The 18,432-nt window shown below is 57.6% G+C and carries 22 protein-coding genes; 20 read left to right on the top strand and 2 right to left on the bottom strand.

What is annotated here, in order from left to right:
- Window positions 1-50: 50 nt before the first annotated feature.
- On the bottom strand, window positions 51-296 hold the full coding sequence (gene tusA / locus PGS10_RS10255; RefSeq protein ID WP_015703711.1) for a sulfurtransferase TusA: 246 nt from the start codon (window positions 294-296) through the stop codon (window positions 51-53).
- Between the two features lie 207 nt (window positions 297-503).
- Between tusA and PGS10_RS10250 the strand changes: the two genes are divergently transcribed.
- The gene (locus tag PGS10_RS10250; protein WP_045375765.1) at window positions 504-1,169 is read left to right on the top strand and encodes a 7-cyano-7-deazaguanine/7-aminomethyl-7-deazaguanine transporter; all 666 of its coding nucleotides are present in this window, start codon (window positions 504-506) and stop codon (window positions 1,167-1,169) included.
- Between the two features lie 73 nt (window positions 1,170-1,242).
- Window positions 1,243-1,800, top strand: coding sequence for a DcrB family lipoprotein (locus PGS10_RS10245; protein WP_045397026.1), 558 nt, complete (start codon window positions 1,243-1,245; stop codon window positions 1,798-1,800).
- 2 nt (window positions 1,801-1,802) lie between these two features.
- On the opposite strand, the gene PGS10_RS10240 is transcribed toward PGS10_RS10245, so the two are convergent.
- Window positions 1,803-3,023, bottom strand: a complete 1,221-nt coding sequence (locus tag PGS10_RS10240; protein WP_063415702.1) for an MFS transporter — start codon at window positions 3,021-3,023, stop codon at window positions 1,803-1,805.
- Between the two features lie 383 nt (window positions 3,024-3,406).
- On the opposite strand from PGS10_RS10240, the gene PGS10_RS10235 reads away from it, so the two are divergent.
- From PGS10_RS10235 to PGS10_RS10150, 18 genes are all read left to right on the top strand, one after another.
- A complete protein-coding gene (locus PGS10_RS10235; RefSeq protein WP_045397034.1) occupies window positions 3,407-3,802 on the top strand; it encodes a lipoprotein in 396 nt (131 codons plus the stop codon).
- A 62-nt stretch (window positions 3,803-3,864) separates the two neighbouring features.
- Entirely contained in the window at window positions 3,865-4,926 is a 1,062-nt protein-coding gene (locus PGS10_RS10230; protein WP_045397037.1) for a methyltransferase, read from the top strand.
- Between the two features lie 20 nt (window positions 4,927-4,946).
- Window positions 4,947-5,669 carry a beta-ketoacyl synthase chain length factor gene (locus tag PGS10_RS10225; RefSeq protein ID WP_047065888.1) on the top strand — a complete coding sequence of 241 codons (723 nt, stop codon included), beginning with the start codon at window positions 4,947-4,949 and terminating at the stop codon, window positions 5,667-5,669.
- A complete protein-coding gene (locus PGS10_RS10220; RefSeq protein WP_063415704.1) occupies window positions 5,666-6,481 on the top strand; it encodes a lysophospholipid acyltransferase family protein in 816 nt (271 codons plus the stop codon). The genes PGS10_RS10225 and PGS10_RS10220 overlap by 4 nt, the downstream gene beginning before the upstream one ends.
- A complete protein-coding gene (locus tag PGS10_RS10215; RefSeq protein WP_045397051.1) occupies window positions 6,462-6,719 on the top strand; it encodes a phosphopantetheine-binding protein in 258 nt (85 codons plus the stop codon). Before PGS10_RS10220 ends, PGS10_RS10215 begins: the two co-directional genes overlap by 20 nt.
- Before the next feature lie 11 nt (window positions 6,720-6,730).
- Window positions 6,731-6,982: an acyl carrier protein gene (locus PGS10_RS10210; RefSeq protein ID WP_047047899.1), complete on the top strand. Its 252-nt coding sequence runs from the start codon at window positions 6,731-6,733 to the stop codon at window positions 6,980-6,982.
- 6 nt (window positions 6,983-6,988) lie between these two features.
- Window positions 6,989-7,570: a hypothetical protein gene (locus tag PGS10_RS10205; protein ID WP_045397056.1), complete on the top strand. Its 582-nt coding sequence runs from the start codon at window positions 6,989-6,991 to the stop codon at window positions 7,568-7,570.
- Window positions 7,567-8,916: an AMP-binding protein gene (locus PGS10_RS10200; protein WP_316422833.1), complete on the top strand. Its 1,350-nt coding sequence runs from the start codon at window positions 7,567-7,569 to the stop codon at window positions 8,914-8,916. The genes PGS10_RS10205 and PGS10_RS10200 overlap by 4 nt, the downstream gene beginning before the upstream one ends.
- The gene (locus PGS10_RS10195; protein WP_045397064.1) at window positions 8,903-9,256 is read left to right on the top strand and encodes a hydroxymyristoyl-ACP dehydratase; all 354 of its coding nucleotides are present in this window, start codon (window positions 8,903-8,905) and stop codon (window positions 9,254-9,256) included. The genes PGS10_RS10200 and PGS10_RS10195 overlap by 14 nt, the downstream gene beginning before the upstream one ends.
- A complete protein-coding gene (locus PGS10_RS10190) occupies window positions 9,247-10,938 on the top strand; it encodes a glycosyltransferase family 2 protein (RefSeq protein WP_047047889.1) in 1,692 nt (563 codons plus the stop codon). The genes PGS10_RS10195 and PGS10_RS10190 overlap by 10 nt, the downstream gene beginning before the upstream one ends.
- Window positions 10,939-10,941: 3 nt before the next feature.
- Window positions 10,942-11,364: an acyl-CoA thioesterase gene (locus PGS10_RS10185; RefSeq protein ID WP_122533695.1), complete on the top strand. Its 423-nt coding sequence runs from the start codon at window positions 10,942-10,944 to the stop codon at window positions 11,362-11,364.
- Window positions 11,361-11,966, top strand: a complete 606-nt coding sequence (locus PGS10_RS10180; protein ID WP_045397076.1) for an outer membrane lipoprotein carrier protein LolA — start codon at window positions 11,361-11,363, stop codon at window positions 11,964-11,966. Before PGS10_RS10185 ends, PGS10_RS10180 begins: the two co-directional genes overlap by 4 nt.
- Window positions 11,935-14,253, top strand: a complete 2,319-nt coding sequence (locus tag PGS10_RS10175; protein ID WP_316422831.1) for an MMPL family transporter — start codon at window positions 11,935-11,937, stop codon at window positions 14,251-14,253. The genes PGS10_RS10180 and PGS10_RS10175 overlap by 32 nt, the downstream gene beginning before the upstream one ends.
- Window positions 14,250-14,834 carry a DUF3261 domain-containing protein gene (locus tag PGS10_RS10170; RefSeq protein WP_316422830.1) on the top strand — a complete coding sequence of 195 codons (585 nt, stop codon included), beginning with the start codon at window positions 14,250-14,252 and terminating at the stop codon, window positions 14,832-14,834. Before PGS10_RS10175 ends, PGS10_RS10170 begins: the two co-directional genes overlap by 4 nt.
- Window position 14,835: 1 nt before the next feature.
- Complete coding sequence (locus tag PGS10_RS10165; RefSeq protein ID WP_316422828.1) at window positions 14,836-16,002, top strand: beta-ketoacyl-[acyl-carrier-protein] synthase family protein; 1,167 nt, start codon at window positions 14,836-14,838, stop codon at window positions 16,000-16,002.
- Window positions 16,002-16,478, top strand: coding sequence for a 3-hydroxy-fatty acyl-ACP dehydratase (locus PGS10_RS10160; protein WP_316422827.1), 477 nt, complete (start codon window positions 16,002-16,004; stop codon window positions 16,476-16,478). The genes PGS10_RS10165 and PGS10_RS10160 overlap by 1 nt, the downstream gene beginning before the upstream one ends.
- A complete protein-coding gene (locus PGS10_RS10155; protein WP_315711760.1) occupies window positions 16,475-17,206 on the top strand; it encodes a 3-ketoacyl-ACP reductase FabG2 in 732 nt (243 codons plus the stop codon). Before PGS10_RS10160 ends, PGS10_RS10155 begins: the two co-directional genes overlap by 4 nt.
- Window positions 17,203-18,432, top strand: a complete 1,230-nt coding sequence (locus PGS10_RS10150) for a beta-ketoacyl-ACP synthase (protein ID WP_047078861.1) — start codon at window positions 17,203-17,205, stop codon at window positions 18,430-18,432. The genes PGS10_RS10155 and PGS10_RS10150 overlap by 4 nt, the downstream gene beginning before the upstream one ends.

Below are 18,432 nucleotides of genomic sequence, written 5' to 3'. Positions count from 1 at the left end.
AGCGTTGGGTAGCCCAGATAAGGCGCAAGGCGCCGCTATCCGGGATGGGCTCAGTGGCTTTTACGGATCAGATAACGGTACGGCAGGGCTTCGGTTTCCTGCGCCACCAGTTCATGCTCCATAAAGAGGCAAAAACCGGGGATATCGCGGGTGGTGGCCGGGTCGTCGGCAATAATCAGCAGGGTCTCGCCCACCGGCATGGTGCGTACGGTTTTACGCACCATCATCACCGGCTCCGGGCAGCGGAGCCCCAGGGCGTCCAGCGTATGGTCAGGACTGGAGAAAAGTTCGCTCATTTTTATCTCACTTCAACAAAACGGCCCTAGTTTACCCCCACTTCGCCAGTACGCAAGCCAGGTTAACGTTTGCGCGAAAAACAACCATTGCATTACGCTCGCAACGCAGTATCATGCAGCCGTTTTTAATTGGGTTCCCTCACCCCAACGTTCCGCTCCCGATTCCTTCATTGATATGAAGCATGACGGGCATAAAAAGGTCACAATATGAATCCCTTTACTACCGTACAGCGTAAGAAAGCGCTCGTCTGGCTTTCGCTATTTCATCTGCTGGTGATTACCTCCAGCAACTATCTGGTCCAGCTGCCGATCTCCATTTTTGGTTTCCATACCACCTGGGGCGCGTTCAGTTTTCCCTTTATTTTTCTCGCCACCGATCTGACGGTACGCATTTTCGGCGCCCCGCTGGCGCGACGCATCATCTTCGCGGTGATGATCCCGGCGCTGATTATTTCCTATGGCATTTCGGCGCTGTTTTATATGGGCGAGTGGCAGGGCTTTGCCGCGCTGGGCACCTTTAACCTGTTCGTTGCCCGTATCGCCGCCGCCAGCTTTATGGCCTATGCGCTGGGGCAAATTCTCGATGTCCACGTCTTCAACCGCCTGCGTCAGAATCGCCGCTGGTGGCTGGCACCGACCGCGTCGACCCTGTTTGGCAACGTCAGCGATACCCTGGCTTTCTTCTTCATCGCCTTCTGGCGCAGCCCGGATCCGTTTATGGCCGCCCACTGGGGGGAAATCGCCACCGTCGACTACTGCTTTAAAGTGCTCATCAGCATCGTCTTCTTCCTGCCGATGTACGGCGTGCTGTTGAATATGCTGTTGAAAAGACTGGCGGATAAATCTGATTTGTCGGCATTGCAGCCAGGTTAAAGGTACTCGCTAACGGTTGTGATAAGATAACCGGATGAGCCGTTAATGGCCGTTTATCGAAAGGAAGATGTCAATGCGCAATTTGGTTAAATATGTCGGTATTGGCCTGCTGGTTATGGGGCTTGCGGCCTGTGATAACAGCGATTCAAAAGCGCCGACCGTCGGGGCAGCAGCAGAGAGCAACACCAGCGGCCAGGCGATTAGCCTGCTGGATGGTAAACTGAGCTTCACCCTGCCTGCGGGTATGGCAGATCAGAGCGGTAAGCTCGGTACCCAGGCCAACAATATGCACGTCTATTCCGACGCCACCGGCCAGAAAGCGGTGATCGTGATTGTTGGCGACAGCACTAATGAAGATCTGGCGGTGCTGTCCAAACGTCTGGAAGATCAGCAGCGCAGCCGCGACCCGCAGCTGCAGGTTGTGTCTAACAAATCTATTGAGATTAAAGGCCACACCTTACAGCAACTGGACAGCATCATCTCCGCCAAGGGGCAGACCGCATGGTCTTCCGTGCTGCTCGGTAAGGTCGATGACAAACTGCTGACCCTGCAGGTCACACTGCCAGCGGACAACCAGCAGCAGGCGCAAACCGAAGCGGAAAGCATCGTCAACACGCTGGTCATTAACTAATTTTATTGCCCTGATGCAGCGGCCTCCGGTTCAACCACCGGGGGCCGTTTTTTTAACCGCCAGCCCAGCAGTAGCGCGGCCATCACCAGCCCTGCCGCCGCCAGATAAATCGTCGGTATCCCGGTCCACGCCATCAAAAGCCCGGCCAGCGGCCCGGTTATCCCCAACGACAAATCCATAAAGACGGTATAGGTCGCCAGCGCCGAGCCCTGATTGTGCTGCGGCACGGCTTTTACCGCCACCACACCCAGCGCCGGGAAGACCAGCGAGAACCCCGCGCCGGTGAGGAAAGTCCCGACTTTCGCCATCAGCGGCGTCTGTGCAAAGCCCACCAGCAGCAGGCCAATAACCTCCACGCTAAAACAGAGCATCGCCACGTTCAGGCCGCCTAAGCGGTTAATGCCGTTGGGAAAAAACAGCCGCGTGCCGACAAACGCGCAGCTGAACAGCGTTAACGCAAAGGCCGCGCCATCCCAGCCTTTCGCGTCATAAAACAGGGTAATAAAGGTCGCGATAACCCCAAAGCCGGCAGAAGCCAACGCCAGCGCCATGCCGTAAGGCCAAACCCGGCCGAGCACCGCACGAAATGACATCGTTTTCCCTTTCGTTGCCTTCACCGCCGTTCGCGGTAGCGCGCAAATGATAGCCACCAGAGCAACCGCCATAATGACCATCGCCAGGCCGCTGAGGCCAATGTATGAATAGCACAGCACGCCCAGCGGCGCGCCCATCGCCATCGCGCCGTAGGTCACAATGCCGTTCCACGAAATCACCCGCCCGATATGCAGCGAGCCGACAACGCCTACGCCCCATAGCGTCGACCCCGTGCCGGCAAAGCTCTGGCCAATGCCGAGGATCGCTCGTCCCAGACATAACAGCAGCAGACTCAGCAGCGGCCAACCGCTACTCCAGGCTGCCAGCAGGTAGCTCAAGCCGCTCAGAAAACAGCCGCACAGGCCGAAAACGACAATTTTTTTCGGCCCTAGCAGGTCGGCATAGCGCCCGGCGTGCGGTCGGCTCAGTAGCGTGGCGAAATACTGCAGGCTAATCACCAGCCCGGCCCAGAAGGCGCTAAATCCCATCACATCGTGAACGTAGCCCGGCAAAACCGCCAACGGCAGGCCGATAGTGAGATAGCTGGCAAAGTTGAAAATAACGACGGAGACAATCCGCAGATTGAGGCGCAATCCACTGAGCACGGGTTCGGCGACGGGTTCAGGCATCGGGGTCCACCAAATTGATACGACACGCTTCACTATTATCACGGCGTGTACAAAAAAGCAGCCCTTTATCTGCAATATTACCCTGCCAATAATTAAACGGCGATTTGCAATTTAAAAGTCGTAAAATTACGACATAACTTACCGATGATATTCATTGATTAAGCAGAGTTAATTTACTTATACTTCGCCCCGCAGCGTACCTGCGCCGTCGTTTTATCCTAAAATCAGCATTCCTATAACATTAGGATATTTATCTGTCACATTTTTAAAGTAAAGCAAATTTAATAAACAACCTGAATAAAAAACACGACATCACGACGACATTATTATTTTTGCCATTGACCTAAGTATTTTCTCAACCAATATATTAATAGGGAGTATTCATGAAAAAGGTTATTCACTGGATTGTTGCCGCCACGGTTGTCGGCGCGCTGGCGGGTTGCGCGCGCACCGCGCCGATCGAACAGGTCCAAACTACGGTTAGCGCGGGTCATACTGAAGCTCAGGTCAAAAGCGCTATTCTCCAGGCTGGTGTCCAGCGTGAATGGATTATGTCCGATGCAGGCCCTGGCGTTATCAAAGGACATTTACAAAACCGGGCCCACTCCGCGGATATTAAAATTAACTACTCTGCAACAGGTTATTCTATTAATTACGTGAGTAGCCTTAACCTGATGGCTTCCGGCGGAAAGATTCATAGAAACTATAATCGCTGGGTGCATAATCTCGATAAAGATATTCAGGTCGCCCTCGCCGCTAATACGGCGTTGCAGAAGTAAACTCCCCAACGGGCCAGTATTGGCCCGTTCCCCTCACATTGATATAAAAGGTTGTGCCGAACGTGTATCAACAGGACTCTCTTAGCGCGCTGGATGCCATCACGGAAGCGCAACGCATCGCTTTCGCCCCCATGCTCTTTCAAACCGCGTTATGTCTGCGTAACTCAGGTATCCTCGGTTATCTCGATCGGCAAGGTAAACGCGGCGCGACCCTTGAAGCAATTAGCGAAAATTGTGAGGGAAATGAATATGCTGTAGGCGTTTTGTTGGATATGGGATTAAGCGGTCGTATTGTTACCTATAAAGAAGAACGCTATTACCTCGCTAAAGTGGGACATTTCTTACTCCATGATACGATGACCCGTGTAAATATGGATTTTACTCAGGACGTTTGTTATCAGGGATTATTCTTTCTGGAAAATGCGTTACAGGAAGGTAAACCATCTGGTTTAAAAGTTTTTGGTGAGTGGCCAACAATTTACCCGGCATTATCGCAACTTCCGCAAGCGGCGCGTAAAAGCTGGTTTGCTTTCGATCATTACTATTCCGACGGTGCGTTCAGCGCCGCGCTGCCACATGTATTCGCCAGTCGGCCCGCAACCCTGTACGATGTCGGCGGAAATACCGGTAAGTGGGCGCTGCGCTGCTGTGAGTATGATGAAAATATCGCGATTACGTTATTAGATTTGCCACAACAAATTGCGCTGGCCCGCGAAAATATAGAAAATGCGGGCCTTACCCATCGCATTGACTGTCATGCTGTGGATATGCTGAGTGACGCCCCCTTACCAGGAGAGGCGGATATCTGGTGGATGAGCCAGTTCCTTGACTGTTTTTCCCCGGAACAAATTATCACCCTACTCAGTAACGTCGCGCAGGTCATGAAACCCGGCGCGCGCCTGTGTATTCTGGAGCTGTTCTGGGATGCGCAGAAGTTTGAAGCAGCATCATTTAGTCTGAATGCGTCTTCGCTCTACTTTACCTGTATGGCCAACGGCAACAGTCGTTTCTACAGCGTAGAGAAGTTTTATCGCTATCTGGAAATGGCGGGTTTCCGGGTAGAACAACGCCACGATAATTTAGGCGTTGGGCATACCTTGTTGATATGTCAGAAGAATAATTGATTTTTCGCGGACGCGTGTAGATGACATTTGCATTTAACATAGTTGATTGGCAGGCCTTCGCGCCTGGAGTCAGTGGCACCGAGCAGTGGCAACGGTGGTCACAGCATTTGCACGCCATCGATCCAACCGCGGCGCCGGCCAAACTTAGCGAATTACCGATGATGACCGCCCGTCGACTCAGTTCAGGCAGCAGGCTGGCCGTGGAGTGCGGGCTGGCGATGCTGCGCCGCCATGAGATCGACGCCGTTCTCTATACCAGCCGTCACGGCGAACTCGAGCGCAACTATCGCATCCTGCACGCTCTGGCGCTGGAGCAGGCGCTCTCGCCTACCGATTTCGCCCTATCGGTACATAACTCCGCCGTCGGCAATCTGACGATTGCAGCGAAAAAACCCATTGCATCGTCATCGCTTTCCGCTGGACGCGATACTTTCCAACAGGGTTTATATGAAGTGATGGCTCTACTACAGGCGGGCTATCAGCGCGTCTTGATGGTGGATTTCGATGGTTTTCTGCCTGAATTTTATCACTCGCAGCTACCACCGGCGATGCCAACCTGGCCCTACGCGGTGGCGTGGGTCATTGAAGCGGGAAGCCAATGGCGCTGCAAAGCGCAACGTCATGACGCAGTCGAAGAGAGCACGCTGCCGCAAAGCCTGTTGTTTTTACAGTATTATTTGCAGAATGCGCGCGCATTCACGCTGCCCGGCGAACGCGTGCAATGGCAGTGGAGCCGTTCATGAACACTCTTCTGTGTCGCCTTAATCGGCTCTGGCGCGCGGCGATGACCGGTTTTTGTTTCGCGCTGTTTGGCCTTGGCGGGCTGCTGCTCTCTGTTGTTTGGTTCAATCTATTGCTGATTCTGTTGCGCGATAAGGCCCGCCGTCGCCGCATCGCACGGCGCAGTATTTCGCTCAGTTTCCGCTGTTTTCTCAGCGTGGTGAAAGGCGTCGGCGTACTCGATTACCAGATTAAAGGGCGCGATATTTTACGTCAGGAACGCGGTTGCCTGGTGGTCGCCAACCATCCCAGCCTTATCGACTACGTTATGCTGGCCTCGGTGATGCCGGAGACCGACTGCCTGGTGAAAAGCGCGTTGCTGAAAAACCCATTTGTCAGCGGTGTGATCCGCGCGGCGGATTATTTGATTAACGATCGCGCCGATGCCCTGCTCCCGGCCAGCCGGCAGCGCTTACAGCAGGGCGATACCATTTTGATTTTCCCGGAAGGAACCCGAACGGTGCCGGGAGAAAAAATGCAGCTACAGCGCGGCGCGGCCAATATCGCCGTGCGCTGCGGCAGCGACTTGCGCGTCGTCATCATCCGCTGCACCGAGCATATGCTGGGTAAACAGAGCAAATGGTACGACGCGCCGCGAACGAAGCCGTTATTTACCGTCGAAGTCGGAGAACGGCTGCGAATAGACCAGTTTTACGAGGCAAATAAACAAGAACCGGCGCTGGCCGCACGGCAGTTAAACCGGCATATTTTGCTTAAATTAGAATCAGGCACTACACCTGAAACAGGAATTAATGATGCAAGCGCTTTATCTTGAAATTAAGAATCTGATAATCAGTACATTGAACCTGGACGAGTTGTCCGCTGATGATATCGACACCGATGCCGCCCTGTTTGGCGATGGCCTGGGTCTGGACTCCATCGATGCGCTGGAGCTGGGCCTGGCGGTGAAAAATCAGTACGGCGTGGTGCTGTCGGCTGAGAGCGAAGAGATGCGTCAGCACTTCTTCTCCGTCGCCACGCTGGCATCATTTATTCAAGCGCAGCGTGCCTGAGGAGAACCGTCATGACCGAACAACAAGCCATTTACGAAGAAGTCTCCTCGCTGCTGGTGAAGGTATTTGAAATCGATCCGCAGGATATTAAACCTGAGGCCCGCCTGTACGAAGATCTCGAACTGGACAGCATCGACGCCATCGACATGATCGTCCATCTGCAAAAGAAAATCGGCAAGAAAATCAAGCCAGAAGAGTTTAAAACCGTACGTACCGTGCAGGATGTCGTCGATGCGGTAGAACACTTACTGAAAGAAGCGTAATTCACCGTGTCGGGCATACGCTCGCTGCCGGTCGTTCCGTTAATGACAGGGGTATTGCTGCTGGCCTGGCCGTTCTTAGTCTGGTTTGGCCTCGCGCATAACAGTCTGCAATGGCTACTACCGTTAATGGCGCTGCTGCTGTTTTTACGCTTTCGCCAGACCCGGCGACAGGCGGGGCCACTGAGCGTGGTTACTCAGGTCGTAGCGGCAGCCGGCATGACGCTGTGCATTGCCAGCTATCTGCTAAAAACCCATCAGCTGCTGCTGTTTTATCCGGTAGTAGTAAATAGCGTCATGCTGGCAGTGTTTGGCGGTTCGCTGTGGTCAAGCATGCCGATAGTCGAGCGCCTGGCGCGGCTGCGGGAACCGGTTCTTCCCGAGCGCGCCGTGCGTTACACCCGCCGGGTTACCCAAATCTGGTGCGCCTTTTTCATCCTCAACGGCGGCGTTGCGCTGTTTACTGCGCTATACGGCGATATGTCCCTGTGGACGGCGTGGAACGGCATGATTTCCTATCTTCTGATGGGAACTCTGATGGCCGGCGAGTGGCTGACCCGCCAGCAGATGATTAAACGAGATAAACCATGAAGCAGCCCCTTATGCTGGCCCAGTGGCTCAGCACAGCGCGTCCGGCGGACACGCTGATTGCGTGGCAGGAAGAACACCGCTGGACGCTGGCGCATCTGCGCTACGATGTCGCCCTGCTGCTTGCCTGTTTGCAGCAACAGCAAGGCGAACGCTGGGCGCTCTGTTTTGATAACAGCTACCTGTTTCTGGTCGCCCTGCTGGCCACGCTGCATGCGGGAAAAACGCCTGTGCTTCCCGGCCACAGTCGCGCGTCGTTATTAAACGAACAGCGGGCGCTTTTCGACGGCACATTGAGCGATAAGGCGCTGGCGTGGCGCGGGCCGCTACAGGTTGTGCATTCCGCCATGACGACCGCCCCCCACGAATACGCATTCCCGGCAATCGACGATGACGCCGATATTGAGCTTTTTACCTCCGGTTCTACCGGTGAACCGAAGCGAATTAGTAAGCCCGTCAAGAGTCTCGACCGCGAGGCGGCGCTGTTAGCCGCGCACTATGCCGGACGCCTGGCAGACTGCCGGGTAGTGGCATCAGTCGCGCCACAGCATTTATATGGCCTGACGTTCCGCCTGTTCCTGCCCATGGCGCTAGGTTTGCCGCTCCACGCGGCGATGATTGAGTACGCCGAGCAGTTAACGGCATTGAACCCTGACCATCGCTATCTTTTTATCAGCAGTCCGGCTTTCCTCAAACGTCTCGATCGCCAGTTGCCCCCGCCACCGGTCGCGATGATTTTGTCCGCCGGTGGCAAGCTTCTGTGGCAGGATGCGGTGCAAACCGCCAGTTGGTTTGCTGTCTGGCCGGATGAAATTTACGGCAGCACGGAAAGCGGAGTTATCGCCTGCCGCCAGCGCCTGCAGGATGATACGCCGTGGCAGCCGTTCCCCGGCATTCGCTTTCAGCCGCAGGGCAACACAATTCGTCTATTTTCGCCGCTTATCGCCGACGATAACGGCCTGGTTATCGATGATATTTTGCATTTCAATGAAAGCGGTCAATTCCAGCTGGCAGGTCGTCGCGACCGGGTGGTGAAAATTGAAGAGAAACGCATTTCACTAAGCGAAGTGGAACATCGATTACTGGAACTGGATGGCATTCTTGATGCCGCCGCCCTGCCTATTACCCGCGGCAGTCGCCAGAGCGTTGGCGCGTTGTTAGTTCTGCACCCAGACGCCCGTCGCCGCTGGGGAAAAAGTCAGGAATTACAGTGGCGAAAAGCGCTGCGCGCCTTGCTGGAACCTGTGGCCATCCCTCGCTACTGGCGGGTGATTGACGAGATCCCCGTTAACAGCATGAACAAGCGTGTCTACGCGCAATTACAGGAGTTATTTCATGAAGCCCCATGAAATTGAGCGCCGTCAGCCGCAAGCCGATCGGGTTGAAATCGTACTCTCTCTCGACCCGGCGCTATTCTGGTTTCGCGGCCATTTTGCCGTGCAGCCGCTGCTCCCCGGCGTCGCGCAGATGGACTGGGCGATGCATTACGCCACCATGCTGCTGGCCCCCGGCTGGCGTTTTCACAGCGTTCAGAATGTGAAGTTCCAGTCGCCGCTATTGCCGGACACGACCGTTACGCTCGCCCTCAACTGGCAGGAGGCGCGCCAGACTCTGACGTTTAGCTATCTGCGCCACGACGGCGAAGCGCGACACACCGCCAGCAGCGGGAAAATTCGCTTATGCCGCTAGATTTCTCTCCCTGCGTTCTGATCCCCTGCTATAACCACGGCGCAATGATGCCGCGGGTGCTGGCGCGCCTGCAGCCCTTTGGCCTGCCGTGCATCGTGGTGGACGACGGCAGCGATACCAGTACGCGGCAGCAGCTGGAGCGGCTGGCGGCGGAAACCGCCAGCCTGACCCTAATCCGCTTACCACAGAACGCGGGCAAAGGCGCAGCGGTGATCCGTGGGCTACAGGCCGCGGCGGAAGCCGGGTTCAGCCATGCGGTGCAGGTCGATGCCGATGGTCAGCACGCCATCGAAGATATTCCGCAACTGCTGGCGCTGGCGCAGACGCATCCTGAAGCGCTGATTTCCGGGCAGCCGATTTACGACGACTCTATCCCGCGTTCGCGCCTGTACGGGCGCTGGATAACCCACGTCTGGGTATGGATTGAAACGCTGTCGCTGCAGTTGAAAGACAGCATGTGCGGCTTTCGCGTCTATCCGATAACGCCAACGCTACGGCTGGCGCAGCGCGTGACGCTCGGCCAGCGTATGGATTTCGATACCGAAGTGATGGTGCGCCTCTACTGGCAGGGGAATACCAGCTACTTTGTTCCGACCCGCGTGACCTATCCACCGGACGGTTTGTCGCATTTTGATGCCTTCAAAGATAACTGCCGCATCTCGCTGATGCACACGCGTCTGTTCCTCGGCATGCTGCCGCGGATGCCGTCGCTGCTGTTTCGCCGCGCCTCGCCGCACTGGGCGCGCCAGCAGGAGGTAAAAGGATTATGGGGAATGCGCCTGATGCTGCTGGTGTGGCGGCTGCTGGGGCGCAAGGCGTTCACGCTGCTGCTTTATCCGGTAGTCGGCGTGTACTGGCTGACGGCCGCGACGGCGCGCCGCGCGTCGCAACAATGGATCACCCGCGCGCGCGAACAGCTCGCCGCGCGCCAGATGCCGATACCGCCAACCCTGACCAGCTACCGGCACTTCCTGCGCTTTGGCGAGGCGATGCTGGATAAAATCGCCAGCTGGCGCGGCGAGCTACAGTTTGGTCGCGACGTGGTCTTTGCCGCAGGCGCCGAGGAGACGCTGAATATCAGCGATCCGCGAGGAAAACTACTGCTGGCCTCGCATCTCGGCGATGTCGAGGCCTGCCGCGCGCTGGCGCAACTGCAGGGCAGCAAAACCATCAACGCCCTGGTATTCAGCGAAAACGCGCAACGTTTTAAACAAATTATGGCGGAGATGGCGCCTCAGGCCGGACTCAACCTGATGCCGGTGACCGATATCGGCCCGGAAACCGCCATGCTGTTGCAAGAAAAGCTGGATCGCGGCGAATGGATCGCTATTGTCGGCGACCGTATTGCGGTTAACCCGCAGCGCGGCGGCGAATGGCGCGTCTGCTGGAGCCGTTTTATGGGACAAGACGCCCCCTTCCCGCAGGGGCCGTTCATTCTCGCGGCTATTTTGCGCTGCCCGGTGAATTTGATTTTCGCTCTCCGCCAGCAGGACAAACTGCGCATTTACTGCGAGCCGTTCGCCGATCCGCTGCTGCTGCCGCGCGCCGATCGCCAACAGGCGCTCCAGCAATGCATCGACCGCTACGCCGAACGGCTGGAACACTACGCGCTGCAGTCGCCGCTCGACTGGTTTAACTTTTTCGATTTCTGGCGTTTGCCGGATCCCAAAGATAAGGAGTAAAGGGTGCTTAACGATCCCCGTTTTACTGCTGAAGTAGAGCTGACTATCCCGTTTCATGACATCGATATGATGGGCGTCGTGTGGCATGGCAACTATTTTCGCTACTTCGAAATTGCCCGTGAGGCGCTGCTTAACCAGTTCAACTACGGCTACCGGCAGATGAAAGATTCTGGTTATTTGTGGCCGGTGGTGGATACCCGCGTGAAATACCGCGACGTCATTACCTTCGAACAGCGTATTCGCGTACGTGCGCGGATAGAAGAGTTTGAGAACCGCTTGCGCATCGGCTACGAAATTTTTGATGCCGTCAGCGGCAAGCGCACCACCACCGGATACACCATCCAGGTCGCGGTAGATGAAAATAGCCGCGAGATGTGTTTCGTCAGCCCGGATATCCTGTTTGAACGCATGGGGGTAACGCCATGAGATTACTGCTGCTGTTAGGGCTGTTTATCAGCCCGCTGGTCAGCGCCCTGACGCTTGATACCCTACAACAACGGTTCACCGAACAGCCGGTGGTACGCGCCCATTTCGATCAAGTTCGCACTATTAAGGATCTACCGCAGCCGCTGCGATCCCAGGGGAAGATGTTGATCGCCCGCGATAAGGGTTTACTGTGGGATCAAACCTCGCCGTTCCCAATGCAGCTGTTGCTGGATGACAAACGGATGGTGCAGGCGATTAACGGCCAGCCGCCGCAGACCATCACCGCCGAAAACAACCCGCAGATGTTCCAGTTCAACCATTTACTGCGCGCGCTGTTCCAGGCGGATCGTAAAGTCCTGGAAGAAAACTTCCGCGTGGAATTTGCCGATAAAGGCAACGGCCAGTGGACGCTGCGCCTGACGCCCATCACTACGCCGCTGGATAAGATTTTTGCCCGCATCGATTTAGCCGGAAAAACCTATCTGGAGCATATTCAGCTCAACGACAAACAGGGCGATCGCACCGATATTACGCTTTCCCAACATCAACTAACGCCAGCGCAACTGACCGATGACGAACGCCAACGCTTTGCCGCCCAATAAACGCCCTGCACTGTTATGGGCCGTCGTCTGCCTGATCTTCGCGGGCGCGCTGCTGTCGCTGCTGCCGCAGGCCAGGCTTAACAGTAGCGTACTGGCTATGCTGCCGAAACAGACGCTTGGCGCGATCCCGCCCGCCCTGAACGACGGTTTTATGCAGCGGCTGGACCGCCAACTGGTGTGGCTGGTCAGCCCCGGTAAACAGGCCGATCCGCAGGCGGCCCGCGACTGGCTGCAGCGGCTGCAACAATCGCAGGCGTTGGCCGAGGTAAAAGGCCCAATGGATGCCGATAGCCAGCAGGCATGGGGCGCGTTTTTCTGGCAACATCGTAACGGTTTAATTGACCCCGCTACCCGCGCGCGCCTGCAAAACGGCGGCGAAGCGCAGGCGCAATGGATCCTCTCGCAGCTCTATTCGGCATTTTCCGGCGTCAGCGGCAAAGAACTGCAAAACGATCCGCTGATGCTGATGCGCGGTTCGCAGCTGGCGATGGCGAAAGGCGGCCAGCGGATGCAGCTGCAGAACGGCTGGCTGGTGACCAAAGACGCCCAGGGCAACCTCTGGTATCTGTTGCATGGCGAACTGGCGGGATCGTCATTCGATATGCAGCAGACGCACCGGCTGGTCACGACCCTCGGCGAGCTGGAGAAGGAATGGAAAACGCGGTATCCGCAGGCGCAGCTATTGTCACGCGGCACCGTGTTCTATAGCGATTACGCCAGCCAGCAGGCGAAGCACGATATTTCTACGCTCGGCGCGGCGACGCTGTTCGGCGTGATCCTGCTGATCGTCGCGACGTTTCGCTCGCTCCGCCCGCTGTTGCTATGTCTGCTCTCTATCACGATCGGCGCGCTGGCCGGCACCGTCGTCACGCTGCTGCTATTTGGCGAGCTGCATCTGATGACCCTGGTGATGAGCATGAGCATCATCGGCATCTCCGCCGACTATACGCTCTATTATCTGACCGAACGGATGGTGCATGGCGCGGAATTAACCCCGTGGCAGAGTCTCGCCAAAGTGCGTCATGCGCTGCTGCTGGCGCTGCTCACCACCGTCGTGGCGTATCTGATTATGATGCTGGCCCCCTTCCCGGCGGTTCGCCAGATGGCGCTCTTCGCGGCGGTCGGCCTGAGCGCCTCATGCCTGACGGTGATTTTCTGGCATCCATGGCTGTGCCGCGGGCTCCCCGTGCGCCCGGTACCGGCAATGCTGCTACTGTTACGCTGGCTCGCCGCCTGGCGGCGCAATAAAAAGCTGTCCATCGGCTTCCCCGTTGCGCTAGCGCTGTTGTCGCTGGCGGGGCTAGCGACGCTGCGGGTGGATGATGATATTTCGCAGCTCCAGGCGCTGCCGCAGGATATTCTGGCTCAGGAAAAAGCGATTACCGCGCTCACCGGACAAAGCGTCGACCAGAAGTGGTTTGTGGTGTACGGCGAATCCGCCCAGCAAACGCTGGAACGCCTGGAAGCATTTATACCCGCGCTGGCTAAGGCGCAAACCGACGGTATACTCGACGGATATCGCGCCATTCCGCTGAATTCGCTCGCCCGACAGCAGCAGGATCTTACCCTGCTGCAACGCGCCGCGCCCGTCGTCGGCCAGGCGCTAAGTCACGCCGGGGTGGCAAAAGTTAATCCCGATCTCAACCCGATGCCGGTAACGGTCGACGACTGGCTTGCCAGCCCGGCCAGCGAAGGCTGGCGGCTGCTATGGCTGACGTTGCCGGATGGCGAAAGCGGCGTACTGGTCCCGGTGAGCGGCGTGAAAGACAGCGCGGCGCTAAAGGCGCTCAGCGCAAAGCAGGCTGGCGTTGCGTGGGTCGATCGTAAAAGCGATTTCGACCAGCTTTTCGCGCTCTACCGCCATATTTTAACCGGACTGTTGTGCGTTGCGCTGGCGGTGATTGCCTGCGGCGCCGTTCTCCGCCTTGGCTGGCGCAAAGGGCTAATAAGCCTGGTGCCATCGGTACTGTCGCTGGGCTGCGGGCTGGCGGCGCTGGCGCTTAGCGGCCACCCGGTTAACCTGTTCTCCTTGCTGGCGCTGGTGCTGGTACTGGGCATCGGCATTAACTACACGCTGTTTTTCAGCAACCCGCGCGGCACGCCGCTGACATCACTGCTGGCGGTCACGCTGGCGATGATGACCACCTTATTAACGCTTGGCATGCTGGTCTTTAGCGCCACTCAGGCCATTAGCAGTTTTGGCATTGTTCTGGTGAGCGGCATTTTCACCGCTTTCCTGCTTTCGCCGCTGGCGATGCCGACCAAAAAAGAGAAAAAAAGACGATGATAAGACCATCATTCTGGCGCGCCTTCGCGCTACTCGCCGCCTTAGTACTGGCCGGCTGCAGTCATTCGCAGCCGGAGCCGCAAGGCCGCCCGCAGGCATGGCTTGAGCCGGGTACGCGCATCACGTTGCCGCCGCCTGGCATCTCGCCGGCTATCAGCTCGCAACAGTTGCTCACCGGCAGCTTCAACGGCAAAACCCAGTCGCTGCTGGTCATGCTCAATGCCGATGATAAAAAGCTCACGCTGGCGGGCCTGTCGTCCGTCGGTATCCGTCTGTTTCTTGTGACCTACGATGAAAAAGGGCTGCGCGCTGAACAGTCAATCGTGGTTCCGCAACTGCCGCCAGCCAGCCAGGTGCTGGCCGATGTCATGCTCAGCCATTGGCCGGTTAGCGCATGGCTGCCGCAGTTGCCGAAAGGCTGGACGCTAACCGACCGCGGCGACAAACGCGAACTGCGTAACGCGCGCGGGAAGCTGGTCACGGAAATCACCTATATCAACCGCAAAGGCAAGCGCGTGCCGATTAGCATCGAACAGCACGTCTTTAAATACCACATCACCATTCAATACCTGGGTGACTGAGATGATCTACATTTCTGCCATCGGCATGATTAACGCGCTGGGTCGCGATAATGATGAAGTCGCCGCCAATCTGGCTCGCGGTATCGCGCCCGGCATGCGCCCGCGCGAGGGGTGGCTACAGGGACATCCGCAGGCGGTTTTCGCGGGCGTGGACGGCGAATTACCCGCCATTCCCGATACCTTTAGCGCCCATCGTTCGCGCAATAATCAACTGCTGCTGGCGGCGCTGGCGCAAATTCAGCCGCAGGTGGATGACGCCATCGCCCAATACGGGCGTGAACGCGTTGCCGTAGTGCTTGGCACCAGCACCTCGGGGCTCGACGAAGGTGACGCGCACGTCACTTTGACCCTTAGCGGCGCGGAAAGCGCGGCCTGGCAATATCCGCAGCAGGAGCTGGGAGACCCGTCGCGTTTTCTCAGCCACTGGCTGGCGCTGGATGGCCCGGCATTTACGCTGTCAACCGCCTGCTCATCCAGCGCCAGAGCCATTATCAGCGGACGCCGACTGATTGAAGCCGGGCTGGCGGATGTGGCGATTGTCGGCGGCGCGGATACCCTCAGCCGAATGCCGATCAACGGCTTTCACAGCCTGGAGTCGCTCTCCACGACTCAGTGCCAGCCGTTTGGCCGCGATCGCTGCGGCATCACTATCGGCGAAGGGGCGGCGCTGATGCTGCTGACCCGCGAGCCGCAGCCTATCGCGCTGCTGGGTATCGGCGAGTCCAGCGACGCCTGGCATATTTCCGCCCCGCATCCTGAGGGAGAAGGGGCAATTCGCGCTATCCAGCAGGCGCTGGACGATGCGGGCATCGCCCCTGAACAGGTGGGCTATATCAACCTGCACGGCACCGCCACGCCGCTGAACGATCGGATAGAGTCTCACGTCGTCAACGCGCTATTTGGCGAGCAGGTGCCATGCAGCTCCACCAAACATCTGACCGGGCATACGCTGGGCGCGGCGGGGATCACCGAAGCCGCCATCGGCATGCTGATCCTGCAACGCAATCTGCTGCTGCCGGCGCAGGACTTCAGCCAGTCGCCGCGCGACGCGACCCTTCCGCCGTGCGGGATTATCGAACGTCCCCTACCGTTGCCGCGGCCGATTATCCTGTCGAACTCGTTTGCCTTTGGCGGTAATAACGCCAGCATTCTGCTCGGGAGCATTTAATGAGCCACTACTTACCGCCCGGCGCTTATCTACCGCACAAGCCGCCAATGCTGCTGCTGGAAGAGGTCGTCAATGTCACCGACGAAACCGCTACCTGCCGGGTCACGGTCTCGACCCATGGCGTCCTGGCGCCGTTTATTGATGCCGAGGGCAATCTCCCCGGCTGGTTCGCCCTGGAACTCATGGCGCAAACCGTTGGCGTCTGGTCCGGATGGCACCGCCAACAACAGGGGCAAACGTCCATCTCACTAGGCATGGTGCTTGGCGCGCGCGAGTTAGTCTGCGCGGCAGGATACCTGCCGGGCGGCAAGGCGCTGTTCATCACCGTAAAGCTGTTAATGCAGGACGAGCGTTTCGGCAGCTTCGAATGTGCCATTACGGCAGACGATGAAGAACTGGCAAGCGGACGGGTCAATACTTTCCAGCCGACGCCAACAGAACTTAACACCCTATTTCAACAAGGAGCGTCAGAATGAGTCGTTCAGTTTTGGTCACCGGCGCCAGTAAAGGCATCGGTCGCGCTATCGCCCGTCAGCTGGCGGCGGATGGCTTTGTGGTCGGCATCCACTATCATCGCGATGCGTCGGGCGCACAGCAAACGCTGGAGGCGATTACCGCCGCTGGCGGCTCGGGTCGTCTGCTGAGCTTTGATGTCGCCAACCGCGCGCAGTGTCGCGACGTGCTTGAGCAGGATATGGCCGAACACGGCGCATGGTACGGCATTATCAGCAACGCCGGCATCGCCCGCGACGCCGCTTTCCCGGCGCTCGGCGAAGAGGACTGGGACGCGGTGATCCACACCAACCTCGACAGTTTCTATAACGTCATTCATCCCTGCATCATGCCGATGATTAGCGCGCGCCAGGGCGGGCGTATCATCACGCTCTCGTCCGTATCCGGCGTCATGGGCAACCGGGGTCAGGTCAACTATAGCGCCGCTAAGGCGGGGATCATCGGCGCCACCAAAGCGCTGGCCATTGAACTGGCGAAGCGCAAAATCACCGTCAACTGCATCGCCCCGGGGCTTATCGACACCGGGATGATCGAAATGGAAGAGACTGCGCTAAAAGAGGCGATGTCGATGATCCCGATGAAACGCATGGGACAGGCGGACGAGGTGGCAGGGCTTGCCAGTTATTTAATGTCGGATATTGCGGGATATGTCACCCGACAGGTCATTTCAATCAATGGAGGGATGTTATGACACGTCGTGTGGTCATTACCGGGATGGGCGGCGTCACCGCCTTTGGCGACAACTGGCAGGATGTTTCGGCGGGGCTGCAGCGTTATAAAAACGCCGTGCGCGCCATGCCGGAGTGGCGTATTTACGAGGGTCTGCATACGCTACTGGGCGCGCCAATCGATGATTTCACCCTACCGGCCCACTATACCCGTAAGCGTATTCGCGCGATGGGCCGCGTGTCGCTACTTTCTACCCGCGCCACTGAACTGGCGCTCGAGCAGGCCGGGCTTATCGATGATGCCGTGCTGAGCAACGGCGAAACCGGCATCGCTTACGGCTCGTCAACCGGCAGTACCGGCCCGGTGAGCGAGTTCGCCACTATGTTGACGGAAAAGCACACCAACAATATTACCGGCACCACCTACGTGCAGATGATGCCCCACACCACCGCCGTTAATACCGGGCTGTTTTTCGGTCTGCGCGGCCGCGTTATTCCAACGTCAAGCGCCTGTACCTCCGGTAGCCAGGCGATTGGTTACGCCTGGGAAGCGATTCGTCACGGCTATCAAACGGTGATGGTCGCCGGCGGCGCGGAAGAGCTATGCCCGTCGGAAGCCGCGGTATTCGACACCCTGTTCGCCACCAGCCAGCGTAATGAACAGCCCGACCTCACCCCCGCCCCGTTCGATGAACAGCGCGATGGGCTGGTGATCGGCGAAGGCGCCGGTACTCTCATACTGGAAGAGCTGGAGCACGCCAAAGCGCGCGGCGCGACTATCTACGGTGAAATCATCGGCTTCGCCACCAACTGCGATGCCGCGCATATCACCCAACCGCAGCGTGAAACCATGCAGATCTGCATGGAACAATCGTTAAAAATGGCAGGCTTAAGCGCCCGGGATATTGGCTACATTTCGGCCCACGGCACCGCAACCGATCGCGGCGATGTCGCCGAAAGCCAGGCGACGGCGGCGATTTACGGCGACGGCGTGCCGATCTCCTCGCTGAAAAGCTATTTCGGCCATACCCTTGGCGCCTGCGGGGCGCTGGAGGCGTGGATGAGTCTGCAGATGATGCGCGAGGGCTGGTTCGCGCCTACGCTGAATCTGCATAATCCAGATGCTAACTGCGGCAACCTTGACTACATCATGGGCGAATCGCGCAAGATTGATTGTGAATTCCTGCAGAGCAACAACTTCGCCTTCGGCGGCATTAACACCTCAATCATTATTCAGCGCTGGCCGTAA

Source organism: Klebsiella sp. 141153, from assembly GCF_032601995.1.
In the GTDB taxonomy this organism is placed as follows: domain Bacteria; phylum Pseudomonadota; class Gammaproteobacteria; order Enterobacterales; family Enterobacteriaceae; genus Klebsiella; species Klebsiella aerogenes.
This window is presented reverse-complemented; position numbering and strand designations above follow the sequence as displayed.